The following is a 17,516-nucleotide window of genomic DNA, read 5'->3' as shown; positions in this document are numbered from 1 at the left end:
ATATTATTTTTTGAATCTTAATTTATTTTTTTGCTACTACTTCTGCTACAGTTTTAGTAGAATCTACTACAACTTTAGCTGCTTCAGGACTGGCAGCAGGATCAACTTTAGGAGCATTTGCTTCTTTAATTGTTGCTACAAGTGTTTTTTGAGATGCTAACCATTTTTTGTAATCTGCTTCAGACTCCACAATAATTTTTAATTGCATGTTGTAGTGGGAAGCTCCACAAATTTTATTACATAATAATAAGTAATCAAATGTATATGGTTCTAAAGCCGGTTTACCTTCAGCAACTAATGCTTGAGACTTTTTAGCTCTAATCTTATTGATGCCATCCACTTTTTTCATCATCATTGCTGTACCACGCATTTCTGCAGTTGTAAGTGTAGGAATGAAAGCGAATTCAGTAACCATACCTGGAACACAGTTCATTTGTGCTCTAAAGTGAGGCATGTAAGCTGAGTGTAACACGTCTTGAGAACGCATTCTGAAATGTACTTTTTTACCAACTGGTAAGTGAATTTCAGCTACCACTTTATCATCTTGTGATGCAGGATCAGACATATCCACACCAAGTGTGTTTACATCTTTAATGTAACGAACATTGGCTTTACCTAAAGTATTGTCTTCACCTGAATAACGTGCTTCCCAAGCAAATTGTTTAGCATATAATTCAACATTGATTACTACTTCATCTTCGTCAACATACATAATTTGATTCCAAGTGTATAATCCGTAAAGAATTAATACCGCTAAAACGATAACTGGAATGATTGTCCAAATTGCTTCTAATTTGTTATTATCTGCAAAGTATAACGCTTTTTGACCTTCTTTACCTCTATATTTAAAAGCAAAATAGTGTAATAAAAACTGAGTAAATGTTTGTACAATAAAGATAATAACCATCGAAATGTTCATTAAACTATCTACTTCTTTTCCGTGTTCAGAAGCTGGTGTATCTAACACGAAACTTCCACACTTTACAAAAGAAAGAATTGTAACTATGTATATAAATGCTACAAACGCAAACATTAAATATCCATTTATATTGTTGTCTCTATCATTAGCAATTCCAGAGTCATCTCTTTTCGTTCCTAATTGTGTTAGACTAAATATCTTAGATAATTGCCATGCTGCAATACCTAATAAAACTATGATTAAAAGTATCAATAAACCGTTCATTTGTTTATTTCGTTAATTAATTATTAATAATGAAAATGCTTGCTTTCTTCTATATATGGATTACCGTCAGACGATAAAGGCGCTTTTGTAAGTGCAGTAAACACTACAAAAATAAACAATCCAGCGAAGAAAAGTACTGAACTAATTTCAGAGACACCAATAAACCATTGATCACCAACAGTTGCAGGCATAATCATGTTGAAGAAATCAACATAGTGACCTGCTAATATTACGATACCAGCCATAACCACAACCCATTGAAGGCGTTTAAAGTCGGCATTCATTAATATTAATAATGGGAAAACGAAATTCATAACAACCATTCCGAAGAAAGGTAAGTTATAGTTTTCAATACGAGTTACGAAATAAGTAACTTCTTCAGGAATATTAGAATACCACATTAACATAAATTGTGAGAACCATAAGTATGTCCAGAATACACTGATACCAAACATAAATTTAGCTAAATCATGTAAATGAGATTTATTAACTTCTGGTAATAGACCTTTATTTTTTAAATAAATAGTAGTTAATGTAATAACAGTAATACCACTTACAAAGAAACTTGCAAATACATACCAACCGAATAAAGTACTGTACCAGTGTGGGTCAACAGACATAATCCAATCCCAAGACATCATAGATTCTGAAACAATAAAGAATACTAAGAACATAGCTGCAGCATTGTAGTTCTTCTTGAAGAAAGATTGATCTCTAGTTTGATCTAATTTAATAGAATTTTTTCTAGATACATATCTGTATAAATTCCAACCGAATAAGAAAATAACCGCTCTAATTAAGAAAAATGGCACATTTAAAAAACCTGTTTTACCTGCAATAATGTGGTCGTAATTAGGACTTTTCGGATCTGCAACACCATCTACCATCCATGTGAACATGTGATTAAAATGGAAACCTGCTAATAATAACAATACGAAAAAAATAATAGAACCAGGTAAAACATAAGATGTAATTCCTTCCATTACTCTAAACAAAATTGGAGACCAGCCTGCTTGAGCTACCCATTGAATAGCGTAGAATGCTAAAGCACCAACTGCAATTAACATAAAGAAAATACAAGCTACATACAAAGCAGACCAAGGTTTGTTTTGTAATTGGTGTTTCACGTGTTCCACATGTTCTTTGTGTTCTGCTGCGTGATCAACAGTTTCTTTATGAAATTTACTTACGTAAACATCACTTTTATGATTAGTTACAACAGGAGCAATTACTACAGCAGTAGAATCTGCTTCTGCATGAGCAGCAGTATCAACTATTACATGAGCTACTTCATGTTTTAAAGTATCAACACCTTCTGCTTTATGAGTTGTAGCTTCGTGAGAAGCATGCTCTTCAACTTTTGCATGTGCATCATGAGTAGCTTCAGAATGAGGGGCCGCTGCATGAGTATCGTGGTGTGCTCCACCATGATGAGCTTCTTGCTCTTTTAAAATTGCTTCAACATCTTCATTAGTTTTAGGTGCAGTCCAGAAACCGTAACCGATTCCTAAAATACCTAATACCATTAAGGCAAATGAAAAGCTTTTTAATCTACTAGAAAACTGGTACATATTTTTATTTTTTTCAAAAAAGTAATACTATTTTAATTCTGATTTAAGTTTCATAACATAATCAGCTACTTGCCATCTTTCTTCTTTTGACAACTGATTTGCATGTGAACCCATTGAGTTTAAACCGTAAGTAACAACGTGAAATACACTACCTGTAGTAACCACTCTATCTTTATAACTAGGTACACCTAGAAATTTTTCTCTTTTTACCAAATTTCCTTTTCCATCACCGCCTTCACCGTGGCAAATTGCACAGTAAATAGTAAACAATTCTTTCCCTTTTTCTGCATCAATTTGATCTGCAGTTAAAGGAGAAACGTTTTCTTTAGAAGCCGCGTAACCTTCAGGAGTATTTGGAATCTCGTAAGGTACAAAACCTTGCTTAATTGTTCCTGCTGGTGGAATTTGACTTACTTTACCTTTTTCACCTGTTGGTGAGTTAAAAACATTTGATTCCCCGTATGTTTCATAAGAAACTGGTTCGTACATGTTTGGAAAAAGCTGATAATTAGGTGCAGATTTATCAAAACAAGATGTCATTAGCAAAGATGCTCCAACTAATGTCAATATATTTAAAATACTTTTCATACCTATTAATGCTTATCAATTACTTTAACTTCTACTGCTCCAGTACTTTTGAAGAAAGAAACTAATTCATCTTCATTACCGTGAACTCCAACTTCCATTAAGAAATGGTCATCCGTAGTTCTTACGTCTGGATTTTCTGCTTGTTTAAATGGCCATAATTTACTTCTCATATAAAAAGTGATAACCATTAAGTGGGCTGCAAAAAACACAGTCATTTCGAACATAATCGGAACGAAAGCTGGCATATTTTGCAAATAACTAAAACTTGGTTTACCTCCAATATCTTGAGGCCAATCTTTAATCATTATAAAACGCATCATTGTTGTGGCAACAGAAATACCAACTAATCCGTATAAAAATGCGCAAATTGCAAGTCTTGTTGCTGGTAAGCCCATCGCTTTATCTAGTCCGTGAACTGGAAATGGCGTATAAACTTCTTCAATGTGATAATGTGCGGCTTTAGTTTTGTGAACTGCTGCTAACAAAATATCATCGTCGTTATATATAGCGTGTACTACTTTATTACTCATAATTCTTTATATTAATGATGATCGTGTCCTTCATGTCCATCATGTCCGTGATTGTCATGATGTGGTTTACTATCTCCTCTTTCTCTTTTGAAATTATCTCCAGAAGATTTCAAGATTGTTTTTACTTCTGCTTGAGCAATAACTGGGAAGCTTCTAGAATATAATAAGAATAATACGAAGAAGAATCCGATAGTTCCAATAAAAATACCTGCATCAACAAAAGTTGGTTGGAACATTGTCCAAGATGATGGTAAGTAATCTCTATGTAATGAAGTTACGATAATTACGAAACGTTCAAACCACATTCCAATGTTTACCACAATAGAAATAATGAAAGAGAATGCAATACTTGTTCTTAATTTTTTGAACCACATAAATTGTGGAGAGAAAACGTTACAAGTCATCATTAACCAATATGACCACCAGTAAGGTCCTGTTGCTCTGTTTAGGAAAGCGTATTGTTCATACTCTACTCCAGAATACCAAGCTACAAATAATTCAGTAATATATGCACAACCTACGATAGAACCTGTAATCATAATAATGATGTTCATCAATTCAATGTGTTGTACTGTAATATAATCTTCTAAACTCGATACTTTACGCATTACAATTAATAACGTATTTACCATGGCAAATCCTGAGAATACTGCACCAGCCACGAAATATGGAGGTAAGATAGTTGTATGCCAACCTGGAATAACAGAAGTTGCGAAGTCAAAAGATACAATTGTGTGTACAGAAAGTACTAAAGGAGTTGCTAAACCAGCTAATACTAAAGAAACTTCTTCAAAACGTTGCCAATCTTTAGCTCTACCACTCCAACCGAATGAAAGAATAGAATAAACTCTTTTAGTAAATGGAGTAACAGCTCTATCTCTTAACATTGCGAAATCTGGTAATAAACCTGTCCACCAGAATACTAATGATACAGATAAATACGTAGAGATAGCGAAAACGTCCCATAATAATGGAGAGTTAAAGTTTACCCATAATGATCCAAATTGATTTGGAATTGGTAAAACCCAAAATGCTAACCATGGACGACCCATGTGAATAATTGGGAATAAACCTGCTTGAACTACTGAGAAAATTGTCATCGCTTCTGCAGAACGGTTAATCGCCATTCTCCATTTTTGACGGAACAATAATAATACAGCTGAGATAAGTGTACCAGCGTGACCAATACCTACCCACCAAACGAAGTTGGTAATATCCCAAGCCCATCCAATTGTTTTATTTAATCCCCAAGTACCAATACCTGTTGTGATTGTATATATCATACAGCCTAATCCCCAAAGGAATGCGGCTAATGCTATTGAAAATACTGTCCACCATAGTTTGTTTGCTCTTCCTTCAACAGGGCGAGCCACATCAACAGTTATATCGTGATAAGATTTATCACCAATAACCAAAGGTTTTCTAATGGGTGCTTCGTAATGAGACATAATCCTTTATATGTGTTTCTTATTAATAATTATTTATCGTTTCTAACTTTAACATGATACATCACGTTAGGTTTTGTTCCAATGCTTTCTAATAAATGATACATTCTATCGTCCTCTAATAATTGAGCAACGTCAGATTCTTTATTGTTAACATCTCCAAATTTCATTGATACTGAAGTACAAGCAGCTGAACAAGCAGTTTGGAAGTCATCTTTACCAACTTCTTTTCCTTCTTTTTTCGCTTTTAAGATTGTAGCTTGAGTCATTTGGATACACATAGAACATTTTTCCATAACCCCACGAGAACGAACATTCACATCTGGATTTAATACCATACGACCTAAATCGTCATTCATGTGGTAATCAAACTCATCATTCTTGTTATACAAGAACCAGTTGAAACGACGTACTTTATAAGGACAGTTGTTAGCACAGTAACGCGTACCAACACATCTGTTGTATGCCATATGGTTTTGACCTTGACGAGAGTGTGATGTAGCAGCTACTGGACAAACCGTCTCACATGGAGCGTGGTTACAGTGCTGACACATAACTGGCTGGAAAACAACCTGTGGATTTACTGAAGGATCTTCCATCTCTTGTAATGCAGAAACTGTTCCCGTTAAACCTTTTGAGTCTTCTTTCTTAACAATATCACCAGAGAAAGTTTCTTCAGAAGAATAATATCTGTCAATTCTTAACCAATGCATATCACGACTTCTTCTTACTTCTGATTTACCAACAACTGGTACATTATTTTCAGCGTGACATGCGATAACACATGCTCCACAACCTGTACAAGAATTTAAATCGATAGATAAGTTAAAGTGATGACCTGTAGTTCTATCAAAAGAAGTCCATAAATCTACAGATGTAGCGGCTACTTCTTTGTGATCTAATGAAACAACTGGCGTTGGATTGTAAATTTCCTTATCACCTGCTTCATTTGCTTTATTGAAAATAGATAAAGTAGTATCTTTTACGATATCACCTCTACCCATTAAAGTTCTTTGTAATTGCACACAAGCAAATTCATGTTCACCATCAGCTAAAGTAACTGTAGCGCTTTGATTTGCATTAGCGTTAGCGTATAAAGTGTACGCATTTACACCTGTTTGCATTTCATCTTTTAATGCTTCTTTTCTACCGTAACCAAAAGCTAAACCAACAGTACCAACTGCTTGTCCTGGCTGAATAATTACTGGTACATTTTCTAAAGTAGTATTTCCAACTTTAATAGTAACATAACTTCCGTTTAAACCTCCGTTAGCCACATTAAAGTTTTCTAAACTTAACTTTTCAGCATCAGCTTTAGAAACCGTTACATAGTTATCCCAAGATACTCTAGTAATAGGATCTGGAAACTCTTGTAACCATGGGTTATTCGCTTGTTGTCCATCACCCATTCCAACTTTGCTGTACAATACTAAATCTAAACCATTAGATTTAGCTGAAGATAATTTTGAAGCAGAAGCTCCGAAGTTACCACCTTGAGCAGAAAGACTTCCAACAGCAGTAGCAACAAAACCATCATGTACTGCTTGATTCCAAGTTTTACCACCTAAATTAGAAGCAGCAAATCCTTTTAAGAAATCGTAATATGGAGTTGTATTATCATTCCAAGACAATAAAGCTTCTTGAAATTGTTTTGTATTAAATAATGGTCTGATTGTTGGCTGAGCAATACTGTAGTTTGAACGAGTAATAGATACATCATTCCAAGACTCTAAGTAATGACTTGCAGCAGCAGCGATAGTAGTTTTAACAGCTGTTTCATCTTCTTTAGTAGAGAATGATACAGATAATTTTACTTTTCCTAAACCAGAAACAAATTCTTTTGAGTTTGCTAATGTATATACTGGATTCACGCCACTCATAATTAATGTGTGAATTTTTCCAGCATTCATATCTGCTACTAATTGAGCAACAGCTTTTGCATCACCTTTTCTAGTTAACTTAGCATCAGAAGGATTGAATGCTTCAGACTTGATTGCTAAATTGATACCTAATACTAAATATTGTGCATCAAAATCATCTAAACCTGTAACAACAACTCCTTTAGAACCAGCCGCTTTTAATTGTTGAGCAGCTTTTTCTACTTCTTTATCTAAAGCACCAACACTAGCAACTGAAACACCAGCACCTGTAACTGCATTATATAATTTAACTAAAGCTAATTTTTGATTTGCGATAGTTAAAGGAATTCTTTTGTCTGCATTAGCACCAGCTAATGACATATTTGCTTCGATTTGAATGTGCTTAGACATTTTTCCATTTTTCGGAACACGTCCTTTTGAATATCCAGCATCATAACCTCCACCTTGCCAATCTCCTAAGATATCCGCACCAACAGAAACAATAGTATCTGCTTTTTCGAAGTTATAATTTGCTAAAGCTCTAAAACCGTAAACACCTTGAAAAGCATCTAAGGCATTAGAATCAGAAATCGCATCATACACTACATGTTTTACATTAGTATATTTTGTAACTAAATCTGAAATTAATTTATCAGTAGAAGGACTTGCAGTAGTATTAGTTAAAACTACTACTTGACCACCTTTAGCTTTCGCTTCTGTTAAACTAGCTTTTACTTTTGCGTTTACTTCATTCCAAGAAGCCTCTTTTTTGTTAATTTTAGGATTTTTCAATCTTAAATTATCATATAAAGATAAAACTGAAGCGTGTACTCTCGCATTTGCTCCTGTTACTGAACCTTCAGCAGAATTATTTTCAACTTTAATTGGACGACCTTCACGAGTTTTTATTAAAATATTCGCGAAATCATAACCATCCGCAATTGTAGTAGCATAATAATCTGCTACACCTGGGATAATTTCTTCTGGTTGAACCACATAAGGAATTGACTTGATTACCGGCCCTTCACAAGCCGCTAAAGATGCTGCAGCTGTACTGAAACCAACGTACTTTAAAAAGTCACGACGCGAAGTAGATGAATTAGAAAGATTTTCTTTATCACCTAAAAACTCATCAACAGGAATTTGCTCTACAAATTCGTTGCTTTGTAACGCCTCAACAATAGAACTATTTTCATTTAGTTCTTCAACACTTTTCCAGTATTTTTTGTTTGATGCCATTGTATATAGATATTAACTTCTTATATTATTATTAATAGTGACACTTACCACATTCTAAACCACCCATTTGAGCAGCTGTCAACTTAGTAACACCCAATTTCTTAGCTAATTGGTCGTGGATTTTTGCGTAATAACCATTACCTTCAACTTTCACATTTGTTTCTCTGTGACAGTTAATACACCATCCCATTGTTAATGGTTGGTCTTGTTTCATCACTTCAAATGACTCTACTTTACCGTGACATTTTTGACATTCAATACCTCCAACAGTTACGTGTTGAGAGTGATTGAAGTATACGAAATCAGGTAAATTATGAATTCTAACCCATTTAACTGGTTTAGATTTTCCTGTATATTTCTGAGTCGCTTTATCCCAACCAACTGCATCATATAATTTTTGAATTTCTCCAGTATAGAATTCTTTTGTGTATTCCACATAAGTAGAATCTTTAGAACCTTGGAATTCAGCAATATTTTTATGACAGTTCATACACACATTTAACGAAGGAATACCAGCGTTTTTAGAAACTCTTGCAGATGAGTGACAGTATTTACAATCAATACCGTTTTCACCAGCGTGAATTTTGTGCGAATAATGAATTGGCTGAATTGGCTCATATCCTTTATCTACTCCAATTTGCATGAAATACCCATACATAAAGTAAGCAGAAGACAACAAGAACAAGATCGCAGCAACCACCATCAAGAATTGGTTTTTCACTAAAGCACTCCAGAAAGACAATCCTTTTGGTGCTTCAGGAACTTCCATTCCTTTTGATTCAATTACATTTTTCAATAATCTTTTAACTGTAAATAGCATAAATACTAAAACACCTAATATAAAGGCTAAAACACCTAAAATTAAGTTGTTAGAAAGACCACCTTCTGAGCTTCCCGAACCTTCAGCCGCAACAGCTTTTGGAGCTTCAGCAACAGGAGCAGGCTCCATAGCATAAGCTACAATATTATCAATGTCTCCATTTGACAATTGTGGAAAAGCCGTCATATTTGCTTTCGCAAATTCTTCGTACACTTTTACAGCTTTAGCATCACCAGACTTAATAAGATCTGAACTATTTTTGACCCATTTGTACAACCATTCTTTGTCATACTTATCGCCCACACCTCTCAATGCAGGACCAGTCATTTTTGCATCTAATTTGTGACAAGCGGCACAATTAGTGTTAAACAATTCTTTTCCTTTTACTGGATCACCTGAACCAGTTGCTGGTGCCGCTGCAGCTGCAGCAGGCACAGCAGCTGCAACAGCTTCTTGCGCAGAAACGCCCACTGCAAACATTGCAGAAAACGCTAAAGAAAAGATAGTTTTTGAAAACGATTTAGGGTTACCCAACTTTTTCATATTAAAAATTAATTATCAAACTTATTTTGGTATGATTTTAGCTAATGCTTTGTCATACTTTTTAAAAACTTGGACAAAAATACAACATTAGAATAATTATCAAAACCTTAAATTTATCTTAAAATGTAATTTATTTTAATTCTAAATAAGATTTAGGCTAATAATTTAATTCTAAAATAATAAATTTGCAAGAAATACCATTCATTATGAAGACATTAAAAAATTTCACGTTATTCTCTTTTTCACTTGTTTGCCTATTATCAAGTCAAAATATTTTTTCACAAACCAAGAAAAGTAACATCGAACAAGACGAAAAAATTGAAAAATTACTACTTGAAAAGCGAAAAAACAATTCAGCCATTACTATAAATGACAAATTTAAAATCCAAATCTTCTTCGGAAACATAGAAGAATCAAAAAAAACACTGATTGCATTTAAAAAAGACTTTTCTCAAACTGATGGAACTATCATTTTTAGCAATCCGTCTTATAAAGTTTGGGTAGGAAGTTTTAAGAGTAAAATTGAAGCCGAAAAGGCACTACTTACCATAAAAAAGAAATACACAACAGCAGTCCTTATCGAGCCTAATAAAAAATAATTTTAACATAATTTTGGCATAATTTTTGACACATAAATTCTTCAAACTTAACTAATATGAAGAAGAAATACTTATCCCTTTTTGGATTAATAGCACTAACCTCTCAATTGTCTTTTAGTCAACAAGTTACTGACACAATTAAGACGCAAAACATTGAAGAGATTAAAATCAATTCTAACAAAATTTCAATTGATAAAAACCAAACACCTTCACAAATTGAAATTATTTCAAAAGAAAAGATAGAATTTCAAAATTTCCAAAACACGGGCGATATGTTGGCTAATTCAGGGGCTTTATTTGTTCAAAAATCACAACAAGGAGCTGGTAGCCCCGTAATTAGAGGATTTGAAGCGAGTAGAGTATTGCTTTTAGTAGACGGTGTTCGTATGAACAACTTAATATTCAGATCAGGACACTTACAAAACGTAATTACTGTAGACGAAAACTTCTTAGAAACTGCTTTAATTCAATTCGGCCCGACCTCATCGTTATATGGTAGTGACGCCTTAGGTGGGTCTGTAAATATGATTACAAAAAGAGCCAAATTCGGAAAAGGTTTATCTGGAAATGTTAACTCAAGATATTCTTCTGTAAATGAAGAAAAATCAGAATATTTCGATATCAATTATGGTACTACGAATTTTGCTTCGTTAACTGCCTTATCATATAATGATTTTGGCGATTTAAAAATGGGAAGAACCAAAAATCATAATGGTGATTTCTTTGGAGAGCGTCCATTTTATGTAGAAACAATTAACGGTACTGATGTTTTAACACTAAATAGTGATAAATACACGCAAAAAACTACTGGTTATAAACAATATAATTTCATGCAAAAATTAGCTTATAAAACAAAAAGTGGTTTTACACATAGTGCTAATTTTCAATATTCAACTTCAACAGATGTAACACGCTATGATAGATTAACTGACAAAACTTCAACAGGCTTGAAAAGTGCAGAATGGTATTATGGTCCGCAAAAAAGATTGTTAGGAGTATATAACTTAGAAAAAGAAAATGTATTTAATAAGACAGATTTCAAATTGGATGCAGGATATCAAAACGTTGAAGAAAGCAGAATTAATAGAAATTTTGGGTCAGCGAACAGAAATAATAGAATTGAAAAAGTAGCCGTTTATTCGATAGCTGCAAATTTCGAAACCAAATTAAAAAAAGGAAATTTATACTACGGTATTGAAAACTATTATGATGATTTAAAATCAACAGCTGAAAAAACCAATATTAAAACTGGAATTGTTGTTCCCTTAGATACGAGATATCCAAACGGGCAAAACAACATGATGCGTAATGACATTTACGTTTCGTATTCTTCAAACAGATATAAAGAAACAAATTTTACAATTGGTGCTAGAGCAGGTTATGCGACTTTAAATAGCACTATTGCTGACAATTCTATATTTAATTTACCGTTTACAGAAATTAAACAACAAAATTTTACTTATAGTGGAAACATTGGTTTAGTACATAATACTTCTGAAAATTTTATCATTAAAACGAATATAAGTTCAGGATTTAGAGTTCCAAACATTGATGATTTAGCTAAAATATTTGAATCTGGAGCTGGAACTTTAATCGTGCCTAACAAAGATTTAAAACCAGAACAAACTATCACAGGAGATTTAGGATTTGTATTGAAATCTAAAACAAGCAAACATCAATTTGATGCTACTTACTTTTACACACAATTATTCGATGCTATTGTAACGGATGAATTTACGTTTAATGGATCTAGTACTTATGATTTTGGTGGCGGTGATGTTAGAAATGTAATTGCAAACCAGAATTTAGGTAAAGCATTTGTAACTGGAGTTAATGGAAATATTAAAACAACAATTGCTAGAAACTTACAATTTAACGGTTCCTACAATGTTACTTTAGGTAGAGTTACCACTTCAGGAAACAAAAGACCTTTAGATCACATTCCTCCGTATTTTGGGAAATTAGGATTTAATTTCGCGCCAAAATGGGCTACTTTTGAAGTGTATATGTTATTCAATGGTAAAAAATACTTAAAAGACTATTCTACAAGTGGAGAAGATAATTTAGTGTATGCACCTAAAGGCGGAATGCCAGCTTGGGAAACTTATAACTTTAAAGCTGCAACGAAAGCAATGTATGGTTTTACTTTATTTGCAGGAATGGAAAACATCTTAGATACACAGTATAGAAATTTCGCATCAGGAATTAACGCTGGTGGAAGAAATATTTATGGTGGAGCAAAGTATAGTTTTTAATGACCACAAATACAATATCAAAAAAGGAGTTCAAAATGGAACTCCTTTTTGTAATTATAAAATTTTCTTTACTAAATAATACACAACAATAAACACTATTATTGTTCCAAAACATCCAAAATTTGTTTTCTTAGAGGCAAAAAAAGCCGCAAAAAAGGCAATTAAATTTTTCATAGATTTACTTTTTAATGAAACAAACTATCAATTTTTTCTGCTAATTGGTAATCTAAATCGGTTATTTTATTTTGGTCGTGACTATATAAAGTGATTTCCAATTGAAAGGCTTTATGGATTTTACAATCAGGGTGATGGTTAATTTCATCAGCATAATTAGCCACTTTTAAAAGAAATTGCGCCAATTCTGTTTGAGATTTAAACTTAAAATTATTTACTAGTTTTCCTTCAATTACAATCCATTCCATACTATTTAGTTTTTACTGTTTAGTAGTTCTCCATCTATTCCCTATTTGGTTTAGATGCTAAGTTTCTTCATCATTTCAAAAGTAGTACAAACTGCGGTCAATTCAGTTTTTTGTAGATTCCCAATGAATTCATTGTACTTTGAACTACAATTTCTATAGTGTCTAGAGTTTCTAAAACTAACATAAAAGCAACCTGAAGAGGCAATAATATTGGAGTTAAGCACAATTTCGTAACTAAAAATAAGAACTATGTAAAAAGATTACTCATATAAACCCAAACGATTCTTCAAATATTTGATTTCTAAAAGCAATTGTTTTTCCTTTTCAAGAAGATCTAAAATAATTTCAATACCTTCTTTATTAATGTTTAAATCATTGTGCAACCGAATAATTTTCTCCACATAAACTAATTGGTTTTTATCCAAATATTTATTTTCGTTATGCACAATAGTTTCGATCAAACCAAAGGATTCTAAATCATTAATTAGATTAATTTCAATTTGGTATTCCTGACAAAACACGTCGACTATGATTAATTCTTGAGTTTCCATAGTTGTTTTATTTATTTACAGAATTTGCTAATTCATGGAACAATTCTATTTCTTTCTCTGAAAGATTTGTTGGAATCACAACATTGTAGGTGATGTACAAATCTCCAAATTGATCTTCTTTTTTATAAACAGGAAAACCTTTTCCTTTCAATCTTACTTTTGTGCCGTTTTGAGTTCCAGGTGCAACTTTTAATTTTAATTTAGCTTGATTAAAATCTGAAATGGTAACATCGCCACCTAAAACAGCAGCATATAAATCTAAGTTATGCGTTAAAAACAAGTCGTTTCCAACTCGTTTAAACAAACTCGTATTTGAAACGGAGAAAGTAATATACAAATCGCCATTTGGACCATTATTTATTCCTGGACTACCATAACCACTAATTTTTATGGTTTGCTGATCTTCAATTCCAGCCGGAATAGTTATTCGTATGCTTTTCCCGTTAACTGTAAATTCCTTTTTATGAGTGGTATACGCTTCTTTAACATCTATTTGAAGCTTGGCTTGAATGTCTTGACCTCTATATTTAGTTTGAGCTCTTCCACCGCGCTCTTGATTTCCGAACATAGAAGAGAAAAAATCAGAAAAATCTTCTCCACCAAAATCAGCATTAGCTTGTTGTTGTCTACCGGAATTGGATCTTTGCTGTTGTTGGTATTTTTCATACTCTTCGCCATTTTCCCAATCTTTACCGTATTTATCGTATTTCTTTCTTTTTTCGAGATGGCTTAAAACTTCATTAGCTTCATTAAGTTGTTGAAACTTTGCATGTGCTTCTTTATCGCTAGGATTAATGTCGGGATGCAATTTTCTAGCTAATTTTCGATATGCTTTTTTTATTTCATCACTTGTTGCATCTTTAGACACACCCAGTACTTTATAATAATCAATAAATTCCATAACAGCAGTGAATTAAACAAATTAACGGTTAATAGGTTATAGTAAATTTACGAAAAACAAGTGATCTTTCTTTAAAAAAATATTACAAGATTATGTGCTAATATTTCCCATTTAACAATTCACCACCAATAGCTGATTTTGGTTCGATTCCAAGCTTTTTCATCATTTCATATGTTGTACAAACGGCTGCAGAAGTTACGGGAATTCCACATTCCGCTTGAATTAAATCAATGGCTTCTAACGATGGCATTTGCACACAAGCTGAAGCTACCAAAACGTCTACATCAGTTAGGTCTAATTGTTTGTAAATTTCCAAAAGATTCAATGGATTTTGAGCCGCCACTTCTAAATTATCTGGAATTTCTAAAGCAATACTTTGTTTTACTTTTATTCCTTGATTTTCGATATAATCCACCACCATATCCGTTAATGGTCGCATATAAGGTGTGATGATTGAAATTTGTTTCGCACCTAAAACCTTTAAACCATTAATTAAAGCACCAGCAGAAGTTACAATTGGCGTTGGAAAATCATTAGCTACAGTTTCCTGATGTAAATTTACTTCTGAAACACAATGATAGCCTCTTCCCATACTCATAATCGCCACTAAACAAGCATAACCCATCACGTCGACGTGAGCATCCGATAATTCTTGGGCACATTTTAAACTCATCGCATCCATCGCTTCCAATTCTTCTTTGGTCACTTTTTTCATACGCATTCTACTACTGTGAAATGTAAAACGTTCTGGTAAAATGGTTTCGCGTGAGCGAAAAATGGCTGGTATTTCGGTTTCCATCGTTACGTTTGAGGATGGAACTATTTGTCCTATTCTGTATTTTCTCATATTTTTTTATTTTACCGCAAAGACGCTAAGGTTTTCGCAAGGTTCGCAAAGTTTTTAACTGAACACTCTTTTATATTTCTTTAATCGTATTTACAATCGTTCCGATTCCTTCTACCGTCGCTTCTACCACATCGCCATCATACATCCATTCTTGTGGATTTCTTCCGGCTCCAACTCCAGCTGGCGTTCCTGTTGCGATAATATCTCCTGGTTCTAAAGTGAAAATAACACTTAAATCTTCAATTAAATCATTGATATTAAATAACATAAATTTTGTGTTAGAACTCTGTTTCTCCACACCATTTACTTTTAACGTTAAATTTAAGTTGTGTGGATTTTCAATTTCGTCTCTTGTCACTAAAACCGGACCCATTGGCGCAAAAGTATCTTGACCTTTTGATACAATCCATTGTCCTTCACGACGACAATCACGTGCAGAAATATCGTTAATTACAGTATATCCAAAAACGTAATCTAATGCGTCTTCTTTAGCTACATATTTCCCTTTTTTACTAATAATAACAGCCAATTCACATTCCCAATCTAATTGAGAAGTTAATTTAGTGTTTTTAATTATTTCTGTATTCGTAGCTGTAACTGTTGTTGGTGGTTTCGAAAAAATAATTGGTTTAGCAGGTAATTTTCCTGTTGTATCTAAAGTTCTTGCGCTTTCTGCCACGTGTTCTGTGTAATTTAAACCAATTCCGATGATATTTTTTCTTGGTTTTTCGATGGGTGCTAAGAAAGTCACTTCGTCTAATTCATAAGAGATTTCTTCGAAGAAATTTTCTTCAGTTTCCGAAATTAATTCTGTGATTTCAGCAATAATTTCAAATCCCATATCAATTAAATCCAACATATCATTTGGTAATGGAAAGTTAGAAATTTCTCCAAAATCTTCCATATCCACAACTTGATTGTTATGTAAAAAACCTAATCTTGGTTCAGTGTCTTGTGTTTTGTAAGTAAGTAGTTTCATTATATTTTTGTTTCAAGTTTCAGGTTTAAAGTTGACCTAAATTGTTTTACTATTGTTATTGTATTTGTTGGTGTCCGTTATTTTCTTCTAATTCTCTAGATTGGAATAAACCTAAACTTTCAATTACTGGTAAATCGTTGAATTGGAATAAGCAGGCGTCTTCCGTTTCTGATAAATTGTGATGTTCGTGCCAAGCCCAAGATGGAACGCAGAAAATATCTCTTTCTTTCCAATCGTATCGTTTTCCGTTAATGATTGAATATCCTTTTCCTTTTGCACATTGATATACAAACGAACCTGTATGTTTATGCGCTTTTCCTTTAAAACCAGCTGGTAATAATTGCATAGCTGCTCCCATCGTTTGCATGACGTGTCCACCAGTTAATGGATTCGAATATTGCATAAAAATTCCATCAAACGGATTGACTTCCGTTACTTTTTGCGTTTCTAAAAGTGCTGGATAAACATTTTTCCAAGAATATTTGAATAAGGGCGAATACGGTTTATCCCAAGTTGTATCAGCTGGAATTAATCCGGCACAACCATAAACGATTGGAGAATAATTCAACGGTTTTTCAAGTGGTTGTTTTCCATCATACACCGCATAATCATTCGCTTCCAACGCATTTACTAATGGAATATCTAATCCATCTTGCCAGATACAGGTTTTACCATTTTCAGCAACACCGTGTTCATGCCAAGTTGAATTAGGTGTAATTACGAAATCATTCACTTCAAAAGTGATTTTATTTCCATCCACCACAGTATAACCGCCTTCGCCTTCCATAATAAATCGAAGAGCTGAAGCTTTATGTTTATGCGCAGAAGTACTTTCACCAGGGCGAGTGACTTGAATTCCAGTATACAACCAACCAACAGCTGCCGAAACATCTTTACGTTTGTCATTTACCAAATAAACTACACGTCTTCCCGCTTGTTCTGGCGTAACTAATTCTGATGATTTTAAAACGAATTCACGTAAATCGTCATATTTCCAAAGCATTGGAACTGATGAACTTCTTGGTTCCCATGGTTCAATATCGTTGGCAACTGTCCACAATGCACCAGCGCCAAGTGTTTCTAATTCTTTATAATACGCAACTAATTCTGGTGAATCTTGTACTCTGGCACGACCAATTTGGTCATCTGAAAATTTATCTTCCATATTTTCATTGTTAAACTCC

General features: G+C 33.4%; 15 protein-coding genes. 2 read left to right on the top strand and 13 right to left on the bottom strand.

The annotated features are described in order from the left end of the window. Nucleotides 1-22: 22 nt before the first annotated feature. From UEQ13_RS14565 to UEQ13_RS14535, 7 genes are read right to left on the bottom strand one after another with little or no spacing between them, the layout of a single operon-like run. Complete coding sequence (locus UEQ13_RS14565; RefSeq protein WP_329807061.1) at nt 23-1,183, bottom strand: cytochrome c oxidase subunit II; 1,161 nt, start codon at nt 1,181-1,183, stop codon at nt 23-25. Nucleotides 1,184-1,206: 23 nt separating this feature from the next. Then, nucleotides 1,207-2,754, bottom strand: coding sequence for a quinol:cytochrome C oxidoreductase (locus UEQ13_RS14560; RefSeq protein WP_329807060.1), 1,548 nt, complete (start codon nt 2,752-2,754; stop codon nt 1,207-1,209). Nucleotides 2,755-2,781: 27 nt separating this feature from the next. Beyond that, nucleotides 2,782-3,342 (bottom strand): c-type cytochrome, encoded by a 561-nt coding sequence (locus tag UEQ13_RS14555; RefSeq protein ID WP_329807059.1) that lies wholly within the window; start codon nt 3,340-3,342, stop codon nt 2,782-2,784. A 5-nt stretch (nt 3,343-3,347) separates the two neighbouring features. After that, nucleotides 3,348-3,872 (bottom strand): DUF3341 domain-containing protein, encoded by a 525-nt coding sequence (locus tag UEQ13_RS14550; protein WP_329807058.1) that lies wholly within the window; start codon nt 3,870-3,872, stop codon nt 3,348-3,350. An 11-nt stretch (nt 3,873-3,883) separates the two neighbouring features. After that, entirely contained in the window at nt 3,884-5,323 is a 1,440-nt protein-coding gene (gene nrfD / locus UEQ13_RS14545) for an NrfD/PsrC family molybdoenzyme membrane anchor subunit (RefSeq protein ID WP_329807248.1), read from the bottom strand. Between the two features lie 26 nt (nt 5,324-5,349). Next, on the bottom strand, nt 5,350-8,415 hold the full coding sequence (locus tag UEQ13_RS14540) for a TAT-variant-translocated molybdopterin oxidoreductase (protein WP_329807057.1): 3,066 nt from the start codon (nt 8,413-8,415) through the stop codon (nt 5,350-5,352). A gap of 31 nt (nt 8,416-8,446) precedes the next feature. Beyond that, entirely contained in the window at nt 8,447-9,778 is a 1,332-nt protein-coding gene (locus UEQ13_RS14535) for a cytochrome c3 family protein (RefSeq protein ID WP_329807056.1), read from the bottom strand. A gap of 206 nt (nt 9,779-9,984) precedes the next feature. On the opposite strand from UEQ13_RS14535, the gene UEQ13_RS14530 reads away from it, so the two are divergent. Together UEQ13_RS14530 and UEQ13_RS14525 are read left to right on the top strand one after the other, a co-directional pair. Continuing rightward, nucleotides 9,985-10,377, top strand: coding sequence for an SPOR domain-containing protein (locus UEQ13_RS14530; protein ID WP_329807055.1), 393 nt, complete (start codon nt 9,985-9,987; stop codon nt 10,375-10,377). 56 nt (nt 10,378-10,433) lie between these two features. Continuing rightward, nucleotides 10,434-12,632, top strand: coding sequence for a TonB-dependent receptor plug domain-containing protein (locus UEQ13_RS14525; protein ID WP_329807054.1), 2,199 nt, complete (start codon nt 10,434-10,436; stop codon nt 12,630-12,632). Nucleotides 12,633-12,817: 185 nt separating this feature from the next. Here UEQ13_RS14525 and UEQ13_RS14520 read toward each other — a convergent pair whose 3' ends face one another. From UEQ13_RS14520 to UEQ13_RS14495, 6 genes are all read right to left on the bottom strand, one after another. Further along, entirely contained in the window at nt 12,818-13,054 is a 237-nt protein-coding gene (locus UEQ13_RS14520) for a 4a-hydroxytetrahydrobiopterin dehydratase (protein WP_329807052.1), read from the bottom strand. Nucleotides 13,055-13,314: 260 nt separating this feature from the next. Then, entirely contained in the window at nt 13,315-13,605 is a 291-nt protein-coding gene (locus tag UEQ13_RS14515; RefSeq protein ID WP_166128977.1) for a chaperone modulator CbpM, read from the bottom strand. A gap of 7 nt (nt 13,606-13,612) precedes the next feature. Further along, nucleotides 13,613-14,506: a J domain-containing protein gene (locus tag UEQ13_RS14510; RefSeq protein WP_329807050.1), complete on the bottom strand. Its 894-nt coding sequence runs from the start codon at nt 14,504-14,506 to the stop codon at nt 13,613-13,615. A gap of 97 nt (nt 14,507-14,603) precedes the next feature. Next, on the bottom strand, nt 14,604-15,353 hold the full coding sequence (locus UEQ13_RS14505; RefSeq protein WP_329807049.1) for a maleate cis-trans isomerase family protein: 750 nt from the start codon (nt 15,351-15,353) through the stop codon (nt 14,604-14,606). Nucleotides 15,354-15,423: 70 nt separating this feature from the next. Beyond that, nucleotides 15,424-16,332, bottom strand: coding sequence for a fumarylacetoacetate hydrolase family protein (locus tag UEQ13_RS14500; protein ID WP_329807047.1), 909 nt, complete (start codon nt 16,330-16,332; stop codon nt 15,424-15,426). A gap of 55 nt (nt 16,333-16,387) precedes the next feature. Then, complete coding sequence (locus tag UEQ13_RS14495; protein ID WP_329807046.1) at nt 16,388-17,497, bottom strand: cupin domain-containing protein; 1,110 nt, start codon at nt 17,495-17,497, stop codon at nt 16,388-16,390. Nucleotides 17,498-17,516: the final 19 nt, after the last annotated feature.

The organism is Flavobacterium facile, from assembly GCF_036321945.1.
In the GTDB taxonomy this organism is placed as follows: domain Bacteria; phylum Bacteroidota; class Bacteroidia; order Flavobacteriales; family Flavobacteriaceae; genus Flavobacterium; species Flavobacterium facile.
The sequence above is the reverse complement of the archived record's forward strand: the minus strand, read 5'-3'. Positions and strand labels throughout refer to the sequence as shown.